The organism is Paracnuella aquatica, from assembly GCF_003332885.2.
Lineage (GTDB): Bacteria > Bacteroidota > Bacteroidia > Chitinophagales > Chitinophagaceae > Flavisolibacter > Flavisolibacter aquaticus.
Genome location: NZ_QOWJ01000005.1, coordinates 1 through 17,843, shown reverse-complemented (window position 1 = coordinate 17,843; position 17,843 = coordinate 1). Strand labels below are relative to the sequence as shown.

13 protein-coding genes are annotated in these 17,843 nt (G+C 49.4%); 4 read left to right on the top strand and 9 right to left on the bottom strand.

What is annotated here, in order from left to right; all coding sequences use genetic code 11:
• Nucleotides 1–20: 20 nt before the first annotated feature.
• A complete protein-coding gene (locus DRJ53_RS09070) occupies nt 21–3,110 on the bottom strand; it encodes a SusC/RagA family TonB-linked outer membrane protein (RefSeq protein WP_206609750.1) in 3,090 nt (1,029 codons plus the stop codon).
• A 248-nt stretch (nt 3,111–3,358) separates the two neighbouring features.
• Here DRJ53_RS09070 and DRJ53_RS09065 point away from each other — a divergent pair, with 248 nt between their 5' ends.
• On the top strand, nt 3,359–6,253 hold the full coding sequence (locus DRJ53_RS09065; protein WP_114235310.1) for a triple tyrosine motif-containing protein: 2,895 nt from the start codon (nt 3,359–3,361) through the stop codon (nt 6,251–6,253).
• Nucleotides 6,254–6,259: 6 nt separating this feature from the next.
• Here DRJ53_RS09065 and DRJ53_RS09060 read toward each other — a convergent pair whose 3' ends face one another.
• The 6 genes from DRJ53_RS09060 to DRJ53_RS09035 form a co-directional block, all read right to left on the bottom strand.
• On the bottom strand, nt 6,260–6,724 hold the full coding sequence (locus DRJ53_RS09060; protein ID WP_123893462.1) for a hypothetical protein: 465 nt from the start codon (nt 6,722–6,724) through the stop codon (nt 6,260–6,262).
• A 20-nt stretch (nt 6,725–6,744) separates the two neighbouring features.
• Nucleotides 6,745–7,716 carry a 2-dehydro-3-deoxygalactonokinase gene (locus DRJ53_RS09055; protein WP_114235308.1) on the bottom strand — a complete coding sequence of 324 codons (972 nt, stop codon included), beginning with the start codon at nt 7,714–7,716 and terminating at the stop codon, nt 6,745–6,747.
• A gap of 353 nt (nt 7,717–8,069) precedes the next feature.
• Entirely contained in the window at nt 8,070–9,218 is a 1,149-nt protein-coding gene (dgoD, locus tag DRJ53_RS09050) for a galactonate dehydratase (protein ID WP_114235307.1), read from the bottom strand.
• Between the two features lie 7 nt (nt 9,219–9,225).
• Nucleotides 9,226–9,852, bottom strand: a complete 627-nt coding sequence (locus DRJ53_RS09045; protein WP_114235306.1) for a bifunctional 4-hydroxy-2-oxoglutarate aldolase/2-dehydro-3-deoxy-phosphogluconate aldolase — start codon at nt 9,850–9,852, stop codon at nt 9,226–9,228.
• Nucleotides 9,853–10,127: 275 nt separating this feature from the next.
• Nucleotides 10,128–12,398: an ATP-binding protein gene (locus DRJ53_RS09040; protein WP_114235305.1), complete on the bottom strand. Its 2,271-nt coding sequence runs from the start codon at nt 12,396–12,398 to the stop codon at nt 10,128–10,130.
• Nucleotides 12,399–12,737: 339 nt separating this feature from the next.
• Entirely contained in the window at nt 12,738–13,769 is a 1,032-nt protein-coding gene (locus DRJ53_RS09035) for a sialidase family protein (RefSeq protein WP_114235304.1), read from the bottom strand.
• Nucleotides 13,770–13,891: 122 nt separating this feature from the next.
• On the opposite strand from DRJ53_RS09035, the gene DRJ53_RS09030 reads away from it, so the two are divergent.
• Complete coding sequence (locus DRJ53_RS09030; protein WP_206609749.1) at nt 13,892–14,494, top strand: alpha/beta hydrolase; 603 nt, start codon at nt 13,892–13,894, stop codon at nt 14,492–14,494.
• 18 nt (nt 14,495–14,512) lie between these two features.
• Nucleotides 14,513–14,746 (top strand): alpha/beta hydrolase, encoded by a 234-nt coding sequence (locus tag DRJ53_RS21540; RefSeq protein ID WP_206609748.1) that lies wholly within the window; start codon nt 14,513–14,515, stop codon nt 14,744–14,746.
• A 29-nt stretch (nt 14,747–14,775) separates the two neighbouring features.
• Here the strand turns inward: DRJ53_RS21540 and DRJ53_RS09025 are convergent, their stop codons facing one another.
• Nucleotides 14,776–15,180 (bottom strand): DUF1801 domain-containing protein, encoded by a 405-nt coding sequence (locus DRJ53_RS09025; protein ID WP_114235515.1) that lies wholly within the window; start codon nt 15,178–15,180, stop codon nt 14,776–14,778.
• Between the two features lie 420 nt (nt 15,181–15,600).
• Between DRJ53_RS09025 and DRJ53_RS09020 the strand changes: the two genes are divergently transcribed.
• Nucleotides 15,601–16,038: a hypothetical protein gene (locus tag DRJ53_RS09020; protein WP_114235303.1), complete on the top strand. Its 438-nt coding sequence runs from the start codon at nt 15,601–15,603 to the stop codon at nt 16,036–16,038.
• A gap of 155 nt (nt 16,039–16,193) precedes the next feature.
• Here DRJ53_RS09020 and mnmE read toward each other — a convergent pair whose 3' ends face one another.
• Nucleotides 16,194–17,567 carry a tRNA uridine-5-carboxymethylaminomethyl(34) synthesis GTPase MnmE gene (mnmE, locus tag DRJ53_RS09015; RefSeq protein WP_114235302.1) on the bottom strand — a complete coding sequence of 458 codons (1,374 nt, stop codon included), beginning with the start codon at nt 17,565–17,567 and terminating at the stop codon, nt 16,194–16,196.
• Nucleotides 17,568–17,843 lie beyond the last annotated feature (276 nt).

Here is a 17,843-nt window from a genome sequence, read left to right as displayed (position 1 = left end):
GCTATAATGTTTTTGAGAAATTAAAGTTTGATATCTAACCCTGCTGCGTATGTGCGTGCCTGTGGGTATGCACCACGGTCGATGCCGGTATCCAAAATACCACCGGCAATCTCCGGATCGTAACCGGTATACTTGGTAAACGTGAATGCATTCTTTACCTGCACATACACCCGCACACCACTAAATATTCGGCCGGTTACAGACTTTGGAACGTTGTAGCCCAGTTGCAGGTTCTTGATCTTAACAAACGAACCGTCTTCTACATAGCGGTCGCTTACGCGGCTGTTGTTGTTGGCATCGGTAAACGAGTAGCGCGGAAAGCGTGCATCGTTGGTAGTGCCTGCTCCGGTCCAGCGGCCCAGCACGGTGCGGGGCTTGTTGGTGTAGTTGGCATTGCGTTCGTAAGCACGGTAAATATCATTGCCTACAGATGCATAAGTAAAGGCGGTAAAATCAAAGTTCTTATACGACAGGTTCAGGTTCCAACCTGCAGTAAAATCAGGAAATGGGTTACCGATATTTGTTTGGTCCTGCGCATTGATCACGCCATCGCCATTGAGGTCCACAAAGCGGATGTCGCCGGGCACTGCGCCGGTTTGGGTTGCGGCTTTGGAAATATCTTCTGTTGATTGAAACAGGCCGTCTGTTTTGTATCCATAAAAATAACCGGGTGCATAACCTTTCTCAAACACAGTTACCGTTTGCGATTGGCCGTTGAAATAGCTGCCGCCCAAAATACGGGCAGTGCCATCGCTGTTGGTAGCGGTTACTTTATTTTTTGCAGTAGTAAACGTGAGGCTGGTATTCAGCTTAACTGCTTTACCCAGGGTTTCATTATAACCCAATGTCAGGTCAACACCGCTGCTTTTGGTGGAACCAATGTTTGCAGTAGGAATGGGCACTGTACCGAGGTATAAAGAAGCCGATGGGGTGAACAACAAACCATCTACCGACTTCTGGAAATAGTCGGCAGTGAGTGAGAATTTTCTTTTATAAAAAGTAAGGTCCACACCGATGTTCGATTGCACTTGTTTTTCCCAACGCAGTGCGTTGTTGGCTGCCGAACCTACAGTGGAGCCGGGAAAAAATACATTGTCGAATGTATAGCCGTTGCTGTTGGCAGTGGGGCCATAGCTGGGGCCGCCGGTTTCAATGCCTACAAACTGCGGGTTTACATTTTCGTTACCGATAGAGCCGTAAGAACCGCGCAGTTTTAAGTGGTCAATAAAATTGGAATTAAAAAACTCCTCGCTGCTGATGACCCAGCCCAATGAACCGGAAAAGAAGTTGGCGAATTTGTTTTCAATACCAAATGCATACGAGCCGTCGCGGCGGGCTGTAAACGAAGCCAGGTAACGGTTCCGGTAATCGTAATTGATCCGTGAAAAATAAGAAAGGTTGCGTCGGAAATACTGATAATAATAACCGGCCAGAGCATTGCTGTTGGTAGATGTGTTGGTGCCGGTAGCGGCCGTAAAATCGGCAAACTCCCAAGAGTTGAACGGTACATCCTGGCGTGATGCACCTGCAGCGTTGCCCGATGTTTTGGCCATCGACATACCCAGCACCGCGTCAATGTTGTGATCGCTGTTGATGGTTACATTGTAGTTGCCAAATGTTTCCCAGGTAAAATTGAAGTTGCTACTTTTTTCATGCGATACGCTGTTGAACTTACCGGTGATCTGGTTGCCGGCTGCATCCATGGTGTTCTCTACGTTGTTGGGGCCATAAAACACCAGCGGCGTAAACGATTTTGAATTAGCATCGTACTTGGTGTAACCAAAACGCGAAGTAAGCTTCAGGTTTTTGAGCACATCGTACTGCAACTCAAATTTGCCATACAGCTTGTTGCCAATGTTTTTATTATAGGTGTTATCAAGTTTGGTGAGCGGGTTAAAAATTTCGGAAAGCAGCAGATTGCTGTACCCGTATTTGCCCACCATGCTTGCATCGGTATTATAAATACCAACTGTTGGATCGAAATTGAGGGCACTGCCAATGATGCTATTGAACGAGTTTTCCTGCACACCTTTCGACTCGATGAGCACACCGGTGGTGTTGAGGATAAATTTGAGTTTGGGTGCAATGGCAAAATCAATGTTGGCGGTAAAGTTGCCGCGGTTGAATAACGATTTATCGTTGCCACCCACTACACCGCCCTGGTTGATGTAACCGGCCGAAAGAAAGTAGCCCACTTTATCGCTGCCGCCCCGCGCAGAAATATTGTGCGACTGGAACGTGGCATTTTTAAACACTTCTTTCTGCCAATCGGTGCCCACGCCAATGCCGCTCAGGTTGGGAAACACAATGTTGCCACCGGCCAGCGTGCTGCCTTCGTTGATGATGGCGGCATACTCGGTGGCGTTGAGCACACCAATATGGTTGATCACTTCCTGAACGCCAAAATTGGTGTTGATGGAAATGTCGGTCTTTTGGTTGCGGCGGCCACCTTTTGTAGTAACCACAATAACACCGTTGCCGCCTTTAACACCGTAGATAGCGGTGGTGGCAGCGTCCTTCAGCACGTTGATGGATTCAATGTCGGAAGGGTTGATGGAGTTGAAATCGGTAAGCGACTGCGGCACACCGTCAACAATCACCACCGGGTCGGTGCCGGAGAAAGATGGAATGCCGCGGATGAGCACCGTGGGCTTGGAGCCCGGCGAACCGCTTTGGATTACGTTGACACCGGCGGCGCGGCCCTGTAGTGCCTCTTCGGCACGTACGGGAACCATTTTCTCAATATCGGCCGACCGCACCGTGGAAATGGAGCCCGACACCTTGGTGATTTTTTGTGTGCCGTAACCTACCACCACCACTTCGTTGAGGGTGCCGGCAGTGGAGCCCTGCAGCACCACGTTTACTGTGCCCGATGCGCCGGCCACCTGCTCTACCGGTTGCATGCCCACCAGGGTAAATACCAACACCGAGTTGGCCGAAGGCACTGTGATACGATACACACCATCGCCGTCGGCGCTGGTGGCAGTAGTAGTTCCTTTTACCGTAACTGTAGCGCCGGCTGCGGGCTCACCGGCCTGGGTGGTAATTTTCCCGGTAACCGCTATTCCCTGTGCCCACAATATTGGGGGTGCAAACAGAAACAACACCATACATAGGATTGTAGTTTTGATAATCATACACAAGCAACTTTAAAAATGAAGATTTGACAGTTAGACTTCCTGGAGTTAATGGAAAGGGAAGAAAAAGTAAAGTTGGGGCTTAAAACGGGAGCCGCTTTATTTTCAACTACAACACTACTACATCAAACGGGAAAAATGGGCCTGATTGTGATCATAGGGGTACTACATTACTACTACAAACCAAATTATCCTACCTTACAGCCGACTTTGCTTGCTGTATGAAGCCTCTTTTTGCCATCATTTTATTACTACTGCTTGCTACTGAAAATTTGTCAGGCCAAAACTCGCTGGGCCTGCCCGAGATCAAAAATTTCAGCAAACAAGATTACCTGGCCGGCACCCAAAACTGGGACATTGAGCAGGACGAACAGGGCATTATTTATTTCGCCAACAACGAAGGGCTGCTTTCATTCGACGGGTCGTATTGGCGCCTGTACCCAACCCCCAACAAAACCGTTGTTCGCTCTATTCAAATTGAAGACAACCGCATTTATGTAGGTGCCCAAAACGAGATCGGCTATTTCAGCCCTAATAAAAAAGGGGCACTGGAATACACTTCGTTGCTGCCGCTGCTGCCCGAAAGGGAACGGGCTTTTTCCGACGTTTGGAATATAGCGCTGCATGAAGGCGCCATTTTTTTCCAGGCCAACAATAAGATCATCCGCATCAAAGGGCAGCAGGTGGCCTGTTTTCCCAACTACGACTGGAAGTTTTTGGGCAAGGGCGGCAACCGGCTGTTTGCACAGGACAACCGCCACCAGTTGCTGGAATGGTGGGGCAACGGATGGAAACCCGCGCTGGAACAAGTACCGTACAAAGACTTTTTGGTGACCGGCATTTTACCCCATAGCGGCGACACGCTGTTGCTTACCACGTTCAAACAAGGCCTCTTTCTCCTTTCGGGCAACAAGCTTACGCCGATGCAATCGCCCGTGCTGCAGCAGATCGCGGCGAAGAATATTTACCGGTCCATTGCTGTTAGCGCCGACCAGGTGTTGCTGGCCACCAGCCTCGGCGGCTGTTTTATCGTTGATAAAAAAGGCGGGCTGGTGCAAAGCTTTTCGCTGGCCGAAGGCCTGCAGAACAACAATATCCGCTATGCATTTTTGGATAAAAGCCGCAACCTGTGGCTCGGCCTCGATAACGGCATTGATTTTTTGACCTACGATAATGCCATCAAACATATTTACACCGATCGCAACAACGAAGGCGGCGGCTATGCGGCCCGCATTTACAACAACAAATTATACCTGGGCACTTCCAACGGCTTGTACTTTGCGCCGCTGGCAAATGCCGCTAACCTCAGCCTGCTCAACGGGCCGGTAAAGCCGGTTGCCGGCACACAGGGCCAGGTTTGGAACCTGTCGGAAGTGGGCGGCCAACTGCTAATGGGCCACCACGAAGGCGCTTTTATCGTTGGGGAGCAAGGAGCTACGCCATTCGACCAGTCGTCGGGGTTTTGGAACTTTTTTACGCTGCCGCAAAAAGATGCGCCGCTGGTGTTGGCGGGCACGTACCACGGCGTTAACTTTTACCAGGCGCAGAACAACCGCCTTACCCCTGCCGGTGCCGGTGCACATTTCGAGTCGGCCCGGATAGTGGCCATCAACAACGGCGATATTTGGGTGGCGCATCCATACAAAGGCATTTTTAAAGTGGCATATAAAGGTGGCCAGCCCACCTACACCGCCTATGCCGGCAAGGGCATTACATCGCGCAGCCATTATTATGTATATAAAATCCGGCACAAAATAGTGGTGCCCACCGAGGCTGGTTTTTACGAATACGACAGCACCGCCGACCGGTTTGCACCTTCGGTGTTGTTGCAAAACCTGTTCGGCAATATCCGCGTCAACTACATGAAGGAAGACGGTGATGGCAACATTTGGTTTACCTCCGAAAAAAGCCTCGGCGTGCTCGACTTCAGCGGGCCAAAGCCGCAGATCATTTACATACCGGAATTGAACGGGCAAATGGTGAGCGGGTTTGATTTTATTTACCCCATCAACCGCAACAATGTGCTAGTGGGCGGCGAGCAGGGATTTTACAACATCAATTACGAGCAATACCGCAACAACAATTATAAGCTGGCGGTGCTGATCCGGGCGGTGGCACCCATTGCTGCCGACAGCTCCATTTTCGGCGGCTACTACAGCGCCGGTACGCAAAAGGGCTACACCAAAAGCACCATCCCCGAACTGGCGTATAAATGGAATTCGTTGCGCTTTGAGTTTTCCTCGCCGTTCTTTGGACAACAGGCAAACATTGAGTACAGTTATCGCCTTGAAGGGTTTGATAAAGTTTGGTCGGGGTGGGCTAAGAAAACAGAAAAAGAATATACCAACCTGCCGCATGGCACGTACACGTTTTTGGTAAAAGCCCGCAATAATCTGGGCAACGAATCGCCGGTGGCGCAATACACTTTTACCATTTTAGCGCCCTGGTACCGCAGCCCGGTTGCGTATTTTTTATATGTACTTATGGCCATTGGTGCCGGTTATCTTTTGTATAAACGCCAAAAGCAAAAGTTTGCGCGGCAGCGCATAAAATACGAGGAAGAGCAGAAGCGGTTGCAGTACCTGCACCAGTTGGAAATTGAACGCAACGAACAGGCCATTGTACGATTGAAAAACGAAAAGCTGGAGTCGGAGATCAACCACAAAAACAAAGAGCTGGCGGCAGCCACCATGCACCTGGTGCAGAAAGGCGAGCTGATGGGCAAGATCCGCGAAGAGCTGTTGCGGTCGCTGAAAGGAATAGGGCAGGATGGCTCCAGCAGCGATTTTAAAAAGATCATCAGGATGATGACCGAAGACGAAAAGTTTGAGCAGGACTGGGAACATTTTGCTTTTCACTTCGACCGGGTACACGGCGACTTTTTGATGTTGCTCAAAGAAAAATACCCGCAACTAACCGCCAGCGAATTAAAGCTGTGTGCTTACCTGCGCATGAACCTGTCCACCAAAGAAATGGCGCAGCTCATGAACATAACCGTGCGGGGTGTGGAAGTGAGCCGCTACCGGCTGCGCAAAAAACTGCAGATCCCTACAGAGGCCAACCTGGCTGATTTTCTTACCGACGCGGTGAGGGAGGGGAAAGGAGCCAATTTATAAAGTGCATCAGGCATTTTTTTGCACTTCTAAAAACTTGCGGCCCAGCGCAATCTCTGTTTCCACCTCTTCCGTCACCGATGCCACAAAACTGCGTTCAGGATAGCGGCCATAGATCTGATGGGTGTACAGTGATCCTTCCATATAAGCTTTAAAGTGCACCATCTTCACCGGTCCATCCCAACTAAAAAAAGAAAGGTCATTGGCCATGTCTTCCTCCCTGCTGAGCGATGCAAACATTTCATCCGAAAGTTCCACATCATACTGCGCCCATTCTTCTTTTCGTGCCGCAACTAAGTAGCGGCAATACAACAGCTTAATTTCTTCCACAAAATCCTGGTCGGGCTCGGTTGGCGCAAGGTCAGGGCCGGCTGCCAACACTTGTATAAATGCTGCCAAAAAAAGCGGATCCATGTTGAGGGCCTCAGCTTTTTGCCGAATCATTTCATCTAAAGCGGGATAAAAAAACGTCATGGCCGGGTGGTGATGGTTGGTTACTTAATGGTGTTGGCAAAGAGCTTGTCGAACAGTTTTGCATGTGCCCTGACCAATGCAATATTTGCATCTTCCGACTTAACATTTTGCAGGCCCAGCACTGTACATGCGGCTTGGTATATGTCAACGACAACACCGTTGCCTACAATAGTGATGGGGCCCGTGTGTGTTTGTTGCAGCGATTGCAATTCATGACCTATTAACAGCCCGCTGAGGTACCAGTAATTTGCGGATGCACTAAAGCGATCAAACAAACTGTTGGTCCGCACCATAAATGCCTGGTGTAAAATATTGTGCGCTTGCCCATCCAGCACACCCTGCTCAAACGCTGCGCGGTGGCCCGTTTCGTGCCATGCATCATTGGCAGCCACACTATTTGCTAAGATACTTTTGTTTGCCAGCAGTTGAAAAACCTCCCCGGTTATATAAGTGGCAAAATCGGTAGCAACACCGTTTGCTACTGCAACATGTTTGGAATGCGTGCCTGGAAAAATAAATACCTGGGAATATAACGCTGAATCAATATTGCATCCTGTCAATTGAGTTTCCTCACCCCGCATTACATCCCCTTCGGTTCGGGCACCGGACACTAAAACAATGGAATGGCTAAACGCAGTTGTTGCGGCAATTTGGTTATACAACAGGTCGATATCCATTATCGACAAAGGCAGTTGCTTGTAGGGTAGTTCTATCATACCGATGCTGGACGAAGCCATGCCTGATATAATCATTGGTATACCTGTCAACGACTTACCGATTTGCTGCTCCAGCATGGCCACGTGGCGTTGCAATACCTGTTGGTAAAATAATACCCGGTCGGTTGCACCCGCTGTTTGTTGCCACTGCGCAAATACAGATGCAACACCTTCTTCTGATTGTATAACCGCTTTTACCTCCAACGTTTGCCTATCAACCAGGCGTAGCCGAAAGTTAGTAGTACCCCAGTCGCAGCTTAAGAAAATATGGTGCATGGTTCTTTTTTATTTGGGTGCAAAATGGGTGAATGGCGTTGTCGGATTTGCTTTGTAAAAGCAATGGCGCTATTGCTAAAATCATCTGCATACTGTATCAATGATTGCCTCAATGCTGCGAGGGTATTTTGCAATTTATAGCGAATTTTGTTTTGTCATGCTGAGCGCAGCGAAGCATCTGAGTGTCGCAATGAGTTCTCTTACGCATAGTTCAGATCCTTCCTTCGTCAGGATGACAGAAACAAAGTCATGCGTTTTATTTGAATGGCCGATTTGGCAAGTCGTTCATTTCAATACTCGATCCCTGTAAATAGATCACAGACATCGACAACAAATACGACAACCCATACCACTCACCACTCCGCCACACTCCCATCTTCATGCCGCCAAAGCGGGTTGCGCCAGTTATGGCCGGCCTCCGCCATCTTTTGTACATGTTCTTCGTTGATGTCAATACCCAGTCCCGGACCTTCGGGAATTTTCACAAAGCCCGCTTCGTATTTAAATACATTGCGCTCCAAAATATAATCGAGCAAATCGCTGCCCTGGTTGTAGTGAATGCCGAGGCTTTGCTCCTGTATAAATGCGTTGTGGCAGGTTGCATCTACCTGCAAACAGGCAGCCAATGCAATAGGCCCCAGCGGGCAATGCGGCGCAGCGGCCACATCAAATGCTTCGGCCATTGAGATGATTTTTTTACACTCTGTAATGCCGCCTGCATGCGATACATCGGGCTGGATGATATCGACATTTCCATCTATCAGCAGCTTTTTGAATTCCCACCGCGAAAACATCCGTTCGCCGGTGGCAATGGGTATGGCCGTGTGTTGTCTTATTTCGCGCAGCGCTTCGTTGTTTTCGGGCAGCACCGGCTCTTCAATGAACATCGGCTTAAAGGGCTCCAGTTCTTTTGCCAATATTTTGGCCATTGGCTTATGTACCCTTCCATGAAAATCAATACCCACGCCCATGCCGCTGCCAACCGCTTCCCGCACGGCAGCAATGCGGGCCACGGCCTGGTCAATTTTATCGTAATTATCTACGTATTGCAACTCCTCGGTGGCATTCATTTTTACGGCAGTAAAACCCTGCGTTTGCATGGCACGTGCAGCCATGCCCACTTCCATTGGGCGGTCGCCACCAATCCACGAGTACACTTTGATTTTATCCCGCACTTTGCCGCCCAGCAACTGGTGCACCGGTGCATTGTGGTACTTGCCTTTAATATCCCACAGCGCCTGGTCGATGCCGGCCATAGCGCTCATTAAAATAGCGCCGCCGCGATAAAAACCACCGCGGTACATTACGTTCCAATGGTCTTCAATATTGCGCGGGTCTTTGCCCACCAGGTACTCCATCAGTTCTTCCACCGCGGTCTTTACCGTAGCAGCTTTTCCTTCAATCACCGGCTCACCCCAACCACTGATGCCTTCGTCTGTTTCAATTTTTAAAAACAGCCAGCGGGGCGGCACCTGGTACAATTTAAAACTGGTTATGCGCATGTTGCTTTTAGTTGTTGTTTATTGCCTGCACAAATTGCGCAGCCTTTTGTTCCAATGCTTCGAGGTATGCGGTAGTAATTTGCTGCCTGCCATCAACCAGGCTGCTGCCAATGCCAAATGCTACAGCACCGGCCCGTTGAAATAGGGCAATATTATCCAGGTTTACGCCGCCGGTTGGCATCATCGGAATATGATCCAGCGGGCCTTTCAAGTCTTTGATGTATTGCGGATTGGATGCCGGGAAAATTTTAATTAAATCGCCGCCCGCCCTGTGTGCCGCAACCACCTCGGTGGCGGTGTATGCACCGGGAATGCTCACTCTACCCAGCGCTTTTGTCTGCCTGATTACATCGAACTCCAGCGATGGCGAAATAATGAATTGCGCACCGCACTGAATAGCCTCTGTTGCAGCAGCAGCATCGAGCACGGTACCGGCTCCTACCAGCATGTCATTTTCCACAACGGCGCACAACTGTTTGATGGCACCAAATGCGCCTTCGGAATTCAAAGTAATTTCAAGGGCGCGGATACCGCCCCGATACAGCGCTTGTGCAATATGGGGTACTGCCTCGGGGTGCACACCCCGAACAATGGCAATGATTTTATGCTGCAGTAATTGCGACAATACATCCATAGTGGAAATAGCTTGAAATCTAATATAGCCAACCATTACGGCCTACAAAAATGTAATTACACAATAGCATGAGAAGGGCATATCATAAGTGTTGAATACTTCAGCATAATAGACTTTCAAACGCGTTTGCACCGCATTGTTGTTACAACCATTGATGTATGTAAAAATGAATACATCATTATGAAAAAAGGGAATGACTCATTTGCCACTCCCTTTTATTTTAAATCAAACACTGTCTACAACCAGCAACACTGTGTTATAAAATAGTGCATGCGTTATTGCGGTGCCGGTAAAAAAATTTGGAAAGCCGCACCGGCCCCAGCCTGCCCGGTGGCCATAATGGTGCCGCCATGCTGCTCCACAATTCTTTTGCAAATAGCCAGCCCTATGCCATTGCCTTCATAAGTATGGCGGTGGTGCAAGCGGTAAAAAATATCAAAGATCTTTTCGCCTTCCTCCGGCAAAAAGCCAATGCCGTTGTCCTCCACGGTGATCTGGTAATAAGGAATGCCGTTGCGCAACAGTGGCTGGTTGGCCATACGCGATGCCAACCGTGTACAACGGATGTTGAGACTAAAAGGGCGGTCGGGGTGGGCAAACTTGATGGCATTACCAATTAGGTTTACAAAAAGCTGCCTGATCTGGTACGGCACCACTTGCAGTTGCGGCAGGTTATCTACCTGCCAGGTGGCCTGCAACCGCCGCAGGTCTTCTTCATATTCGTGCAGCACATCGGCCACAATGGTATTGAGGTCGGTATAATCCGTGTTGGCCTGGCGGTCTTCAATAATGTTGTACGCCGTAATATCTTCCACCAGGCTTTGCATGCGCTTGGCCGAAGTTTGAATGCGTTCAATGGAATCCAACACCAGTTTTGAAAGCGTTTGGTTTTCTTCGTCCATTACCCGCGACGCAAAAATGAGAATTTTGCGCAGCGGCTCTTTCAGGTCATGCGTAGTGATCCAGTTGATGTTGGCCAGTTCTTTATTGGCCTTTTGGAGGCGTTCGTTGAGCAGCCGCTGGCTTGCTTCTTCCAACCGCAGGTACTCGAGGTGAAAATGATTTTGCAAAGCACCGGCAAAACGTGCCGCTGCATTCAGCTCCGATATCCGCCACTCGCGGCTGGTGTAACGCACCTGCTGCCGGTAAATGGCAAATGAAGAACGTGGGTTGAGCTGGTTGAGCACCGTATGTTTTTGAATGGCATCAAACGGGTCGCCGGCCCAGTTGATACTTTGTTCCACTTCCTCCCGAAACCAGATGATGGCATCGCGCAGCGGGTCGCCCAGTTTGTTGTACAAAATACCGGCGGCCTGCCGGCTGATCTTTTCTGCATCGGCATAATGGGCCATTAGGTGCGATGTACTGAACTGCAGGCCCGCACTGTGTGCCGCCAGCCATTGAAACAGTTGCATGAGGCGGTCGTGTGGCGGCACCAGCCCCTGCTCGTATATTTTACCCTTATGCAACACCGCCACACCGGTGGCGTTGGCAGCGGGCATCAGTGATGTAAAGTTTTTAAACTTGAGCGCAAAGTCGCCTTCCTGTGGCACCAGGTTCAGCAGGTGTTGCAGGTGTGCTTCCACCACAGTACTTACTTCATATTCCTCGGCCAGTTGGCGCACCCTTATTTGCGACGATAAGAAATGCCCCTGCATCAGTGCCGCTTTCCGGCGGGCATACGACAGGTGCAGCGGCTGCTGGTGGTGGCAGGCAATCATTCCCCAAAGCTTTCCTTCCAAAACAATCGAAACAGTAAGTGTGGCGCCCACCTCCATGTTTTTGAGGTACTGGATATGAATGGGCGACACGCTGCGCAGCACGCTATCGCTCAGGTCGGGCTGGTGCACTTCGGCAGCCTGCACTGTAAGCAACGGAACGGGCTCGTAATTTACATCGGCAATCATCCGCATCAGGTTGCGCAGGTACAGCTCCCGTGCCTGTGGCGGAATATCGGTGTGGGGGTAGTGCAGGTCGAGGTAAGGCTCCAAATCTTTGCGTTTGCTTTCGGCATACACCTGCCCGTTGTATTCATTATCGAACCGGTAAATCATCACGCGGTCGTAGCCGGTAATGGCGCGGGTTTGCTCCGCAATGCGCTGGCACAGGTCGCGCAGGCTGCGGGCCCGGTCGATGCTGTTGACGAATATCTGGGTTTGCTCAAACAGGTCGATGTCCGTTTCGGTACCCGGCTGTTGCAACTCAAATTCAAGGATGCGGTAGGGGCCACTTTCGTATACAAACAAATCGCACTGCTGGCCGGAAGGCTTGACCACAGCGTGTTGCACGCCATTTTGCGCCAGCTTTAACAGCGCCATTTGTTCGGCTGCACCGGGCCAGATATCAAGAAGGCTTTTGCCCAAAACCTGCGCCGGCGGAAGTGTAAATAAAAGTTCGGTGTTACTGCTGCAGTAAGTAAGTACTTCGTTTGCATCTACTGCCAGTAGAACGCCAAATGGCTGGATGGCACCGGGAGTATGAATAGGCTCGCTGGCACAGTTGGGAATGGTAGCTACTTCTTTGTTGACGATGTTGATGATTTGCATGCACCCTGTTTAGCAATGGTTTAAAGGAATTGGGGCGCATGGCCATGATGCCTTTAAAAAAATATAGTTTTTGTGGGGTACAATTTACAGGCCCAAAAATTAAAAAAAGGGTTTCAAAAAACAGCAACCTCCACATGAAATTTTGTTCGCATGTATAACCAACAAAAATTCAAGTGATCTAATTTGTTTTAGGGTTTACGCATCAGTAACAAGCAACGCTGCACAAAAAGTGCAGAACAATGAGCTGGCCAAATTTCCCAAAGCCATCACCAAACGTTTTTAAAAATTGTCCGATAATTTCTGCAAAATATTGGGGCGATGCTTTGCATGGAACCACCGCTATGGCTTTTTAACCAGCACTACATGTTTGATGTTCTTGCGGTCGTAGGTATATACTATGTGCACCTTTCCATCCTTTGCCTGTATCACGGCCGGGTAGCTGTATTCTTCACTTGTTCCATTTTCCAGAACCATGATGTCTTTCCAATCCTTGCCGTTGGTGGAAAGGGCTACATTGAGTTTGCCGCGGTTGTTGAACCACTCCTTGCCCCTGATGGTTGGATTGTATACCAGCAGTTGACTGCCATCGTTCAGGGTAACGGCATCGATGCCCGAATTGGGATTGGGTAAATGAATGGTTGAAAAACGCGACCAGCTATTGCCGCTATCATCCGACCATGCCTGCACGATGCGGTCCTGGTCGCTGCGGCACAGCACCTGCAGCCGGCCATTGGGGTGTTGTAAAATGGCGGGTTGAATGACTTTAAATGAACTGGTGCTATCGATTGGAATGCGCTTCCATGTTTTGCCGCCATCGGCCGATTGCTCGATGTGCGCCTTCCATGCCTGTTCGGTTTCGGTGCTGGACGGGCTTAATATGGTACCGTTTTTCAACTGCACCGGCTTGTTTTTGATGGGCCCCAAAATACCGTCGGGAAGCCGGCTTGCGGTGCTCCAGGTTTTGCCATCATCGGCCGATGTTTGCACCATGCCCCACCACTCCCTTGGGTTGGGGCCCACTTTATAAAATAGTTGCAGCGGCCCGCCTGCAGGGCGGAACAGCACCGGGTTCCAGCAGGGATAGCGTAACGAATCGTGCACCACGCCGGTGGCTGCAATTTGTGGTTTGGTCCATTGCCCGGCACCCATTTGTGTTTGCCAAATAGAAACGTCTTTATGCCCCTCGTGGGTGCCTGCAAAAAAAGAAACCATGATGCCGCCCGATGCCAGCTCAACGATCGTTGGCGCATGGGCCGCAGTAAAAGGTGGTTTGGTAAAAATCAGTTCTTCGTCTTGTTTTTGCCAGCCGCCCTGCGCCAGCAGCATGCCTTGCACCAATAGCAACAATGTAATAAGCCCGCCTTGCTTCATGCGGTAAAAATAACCGGCGGCAATGAATGGGTTGCAAAAGAAATATCGCTACGCTTGCATGTCGTTGTTTATTGATTGGACAGATGCCTTTTTTCTTAACTACTTCCGTTAACTTAATAGGCATGAAACAGCTTGCCCTTGCCCTGGCATTAATGCCACTTTTTGTATTTGCCCAAACCGGCAAAGTAATGGATGCCCTTTCACTGAACAGCAAGATCCTGAACGGAGAACGGAAGTTTGCCATTTACCTGCCGCCCGATTACGAAACATCGCAAAGAAGCTACCCGGTGTTGTACCTGCTGCATGGTGGTGGCGACGACCAGACGGGCTGGGTGCAGTTTGGCGAAGTGCAAAACATTACCGACAAAGCCATCAGGGAAGGCCGCTCCACGGCCATGATCATTGTGATGCCCGATGCCAACACCGGCCGAAGGGGCTACTTCAACGACATCAAAGGCGACTGGCGCTACGAGGATTTCTTTTTCCAGGAACTGATGCCGCATATTGAAAAAACATACCGCACCAAAAAGGAAAAACGTTACCGCGCCATCAGCGGGCTATCGATGGGTGGCGGCGGCACTTTTATGTATGCACTGCACCGCCCCGACCTGTTTGCTGCTGCCTGCCCATTGAGTGCAGCTGCGGGGCCCATTAGCTTAGAAGATGCCAAAACATCGATCAGGCGAAATAATGCCACTGCAACCGATGCTGCCATTGAAACTTAATACAAGCAGCACAGTGCATTGGCGCTGATCAACAACATGGCGGATAGTGTAAAAAAATCGGTGCGCTGGTATATCGATTGCGGCGACGATGACTTTTTATACGAAGGCAACTCGCTGGTGCATATTGCGATGAAGAAAAAAGAGATCCCGCATGAATTTCGCGTTCGCGATGGTGCACATAACTGGACCTACTGGCGGGAAGCGCTACCCGATGTATTGCATTTTGTATCGCAAAGTTTCCGGCAGTATTGAGCAAATAAATGTTGCACAGGAAGTGGCGATTACTTCGCTGCTTTCTCTATCATACGTTGCAATACTTCCAGGTTTACATCATCTAGTTTATTAATGTACAGGCAACCGGCGCCGGTTTTATGTTTGCCCAGTTTGGGCAGCGCATCGGCATGCCGCTGCAGGTCCAGCAGGTGCAGCGACAGGTTGGCTTTGCGTGGTGCAAATCCAATTTTAAACCAATCCACTTCCCGGCCCGTAGCCGGGCTTTTGTAGCGCACATTGCCAAAGCCAATCATTGAAGCGCCCCACATTTTTGGCTGTTCGCCTGTGGCAGCTTCCATCATTTTAATGATTGCCTCGCTGTCCTTTCGCTTTTGTTCATCGGTAAGCGCATTGATAAAATCGGACACGCTGGCTTCGTTCTGCTTGGTTTTGATTTCGGCTGGTTTTCCCATAAGTAGTGCTGTTTTATTCCACTGTGCCACATGTGTTGGTGCGGCAAGGGGCATGTGTTTTCAAATGTAAATAACTATGTGAAAAATTGGTAGCGATTGAAGAGGATTGGAATGCATGTTCCTTATTTACCCACCTGACATTTCTACTGGTTACTTGTTAAGTAAATGTTTTGCATTTACACAACGGGATGGCGTTGTAATATAAAATCACTTCTGTGTTCCAATGCATATTGGTCAAACCAAAAGATTGAATTGATCGGATTTCATCAATACCGGCGCCGCACCTTTCATACACCATCAGCTCCTTTCAACAGCACATGTTTCCCTTTACCAATCAACCGGCATTTGTTGTAACCATTTGTGCTGGTGTGCCGTCCAACTTGCAAACAACACAATTAAAAAACACCAAAACAAACAACCATGAAACCCCTCTTCATCCTGTTAACCATCGTGTCATCTTATTTTGCACAGGCAGCCAACACCCCTGCAGAAGTTGATCCTGCAGTGATCAAAGCGTTCAACCGCACCTTTGCTAATACCAGCAAGGTTACCTGGACGGTGAAAGAAGATTTGTTCCAGGCAAACTTTGAAGTAAGCGGCCGGCAGGCTACTGCATTCTTCAGCCAGGGCGGCGAGCTGGTAGTGATTACCCGCAGCATCCAGGTAAGCGAACTGCCGTTGGTATTGCAGGCAAAAATCCAGGAAAAATATGCATCGAAGCAAGTAGTAGAAGCCATCGAAGCATCGGACGAATACAGCATCCGCTACTTTGTTACCGTGGAAGATGACACCAAAAAAATCATCTTGCGTTCAAACGGTTCGAACGGCTGGCTCCAGCATAAGAAGATCAAAAAATAAGCAGGGTAAAATTGATTGGCTTGGATTGATAGGCTTTGAACATTACTAATCTGGCGCCACGGCATGCGGTCTTTGCAGACTGCATGCCGTGTTTGTTTTTAAAATTTTATGTCGGAGGATTGATATAATTATTTGCGTTGTGGCGGTTTTGGATTTTACTTTCCGATACAAAACTTACTAAAAATAAAGTCCAACTGGTCTTCATTCGTTACTTCACCGGTGATCTCGCCCAGGTAGTGTAAGCTGCGGCGAATATCCAGCGCCAGCAGGTCGCCAGGAATGTTTGCATCCAATCCTGATAGTACATCCTGCAGCGACTGCTGTACCTGTTGCAACGCATGAAAATGGCGTGCATTGGTCACCACCACATTTTCACCCAAGGAAGCATTTTCCAGTACCGCAGCAACCATGCGTTGACGGAGGGTGTCGATGCCCATGCCGGTTTTGGCGGCGATCATCAAGGTGTTCTGACCAAACTTCAAATTGCCCCCCGTTTCCTGGTCGACCTTATTGCCCACCAACAGATGGCGGATACCTTCACGTTCCAATTCATGCGTTGCTTCCAGCAAGTTGTCGGGAGTGGTATCGGTTGCGTCGAATAAATACAGTACGAGGTCGGCTTCGCGGCGCTTTTGCAGGCTGCGTTTGATGCCCACCGCTTCAATCGCATCGGCGCTGTGGCTGCGGATACCGGCGGTGTCGATTAACCGGAACAAAATGCCGTCGATGTTTAGTACTTCTTCAATTGTATCGCGGGTGGTGCCCGGTATATCGCTTACAATGGCCCGCTCCTCATTGAGCAATGCATTGAGCAGGGTCGATTTTCCGGCGTTTGGTTTGCCAATAATGGCTACGCTTACGCCGTTACGGATCACGTTGCCCAACCGGAACGATTGCAGCAACTCGTTTGTTTGATCCAGTATTTGGCGCACCAGGTTCTTTAAGTCGGTGCGGTCGGCGAATTCTACGTCTTCCTGCGAAAAATCAAGCTCGAGTTCGATCAGTGCAGAGAAGCGGATCAGCTGTTCGCGAAGCGCGGCCAATACGGTTGAAAAGCCCCCGCGAATATTGTGCAATGCTGTTTTTTGCGCAGCGCCGGTTTGGGCTGCAATCAGGTCGGCAACTGCTTCGGCCTGGGTAAGATCGAGTTTGCCTGCTAAAAATGCCCGTTGGGTAAATTCGCCGGGCTTTGCCAGCCGGGCTCCTGCCGCCATGCATGCATCGAGCACACGCTGCTGCACAAACGGAGAGCCATGACAGGAAATTTCAACCACATCTTCGCCGGTATATGAACGGGGATTTTTAAACAGGGAAACCACTACTTCATCCAATACCTCGCCTTCCCATTTGATACTGCCCACATGAATGGTGTGACTTGGTTGCAGGTGCAGGTTTTTTGATGGGAAAATGGCATTGGCCACATCAATTGCCTTTGAGCCGCTGAGCCGCAACACACCAATAGCACCCACGCCAGGCGGCGTTGCCAAGGCTACAATGGTATCATCCCATCCGGAAAGCTTATTGTTCATACAGGGCAAAGCTAAACCAGCGGAACCAGTGAATTGTAGGATTATTGAAGGATTTGTATGATTAGCATAAACAGGTGGGAAATGCAATGTGACGGTGAGGGAGCAGTACAGAGAATATTATACTGGTTTACACCAAACTGTATTAGTAATCGTCTTAAATAGGATCTGTCCTTTAGACTTGCATTTTTGATTATTGCGGTGGTTTTCTTTTTGTTGTGGTTTACTTCTATACTGTTTGCTTTCTTTGGTTGGCTATTGGTTTAGTTTTTTTGTACA

Coding starts and splice junctions, on each gene's coding strand:
- DRJ53_RS09045 (WP_114235306.1), bottom strand. CDS start 9,852: ATGGATGTATTGTCGCAATTACTGCAGCATAAAATCATTGCCATTGTT.
- DRJ53_RS09035 (WP_114235304.1), bottom strand. CDS start 13,769: ATGAAGCAAGGCGGGCTTATTACATTGTTGCTATTGGTGCAAGGCATG.
- DRJ53_RS09070 (WP_206609750.1), bottom strand. CDS start 3,110: ATGGTGTTGTTTCTGTTTGCACCCCCAATATTGTGGGCACAGGGAATA.
- DRJ53_RS09025 (WP_114235515.1), bottom strand. CDS start 15,180: ATGGGAAAACCAGCCGAAATCAAAACCAAGCAGAACGAAGCCAGCGTG.
- DRJ53_RS09060 (WP_123893462.1), bottom strand. CDS start 6,724: ATGACGTTTTTTTATCCCGCTTTAGATGAAATGATTCGGCAAAAAGCT.
- mnmE (WP_114235302.1), bottom strand. CDS start 17,567: ATGAACAATAAGCTTTCCGGATGGGATGATACCATTGTAGCCTTGGCA.
- DRJ53_RS09020 (WP_114235303.1), top strand. CDS start 15,601: ATGAAACCCCTCTTCATCCTGTTAACCATCGTGTCATCTTATTTTGCA.
- DRJ53_RS09040 (WP_114235305.1), bottom strand. CDS start 12,398: ATGCAAATCATCAACATCGTCAACAAAGAAGTAGCTACCATTCCCAAC.
- DRJ53_RS09065 (WP_114235310.1), top strand. CDS start 3,359: ATGAAGCCTCTTTTTGCCATCATTTTATTACTACTGCTTGCTACTGAA.
- DRJ53_RS09030 (WP_206609749.1), top strand. CDS start 13,892: ATGAAACAGCTTGCCCTTGCCCTGGCATTAATGCCACTTTTTGTATTT.
- DRJ53_RS09055 (WP_114235308.1), bottom strand. CDS start 7,716: ATGCACCATATTTTCTTAAGCTGCGACTGGGGTACTACTAACTTTCGG.
- dgoD (WP_114235307.1), bottom strand. CDS start 9,218: ATGCGCATAACCAGTTTTAAATTGTACCAGGTGCCGCCCCGCTGGCTG.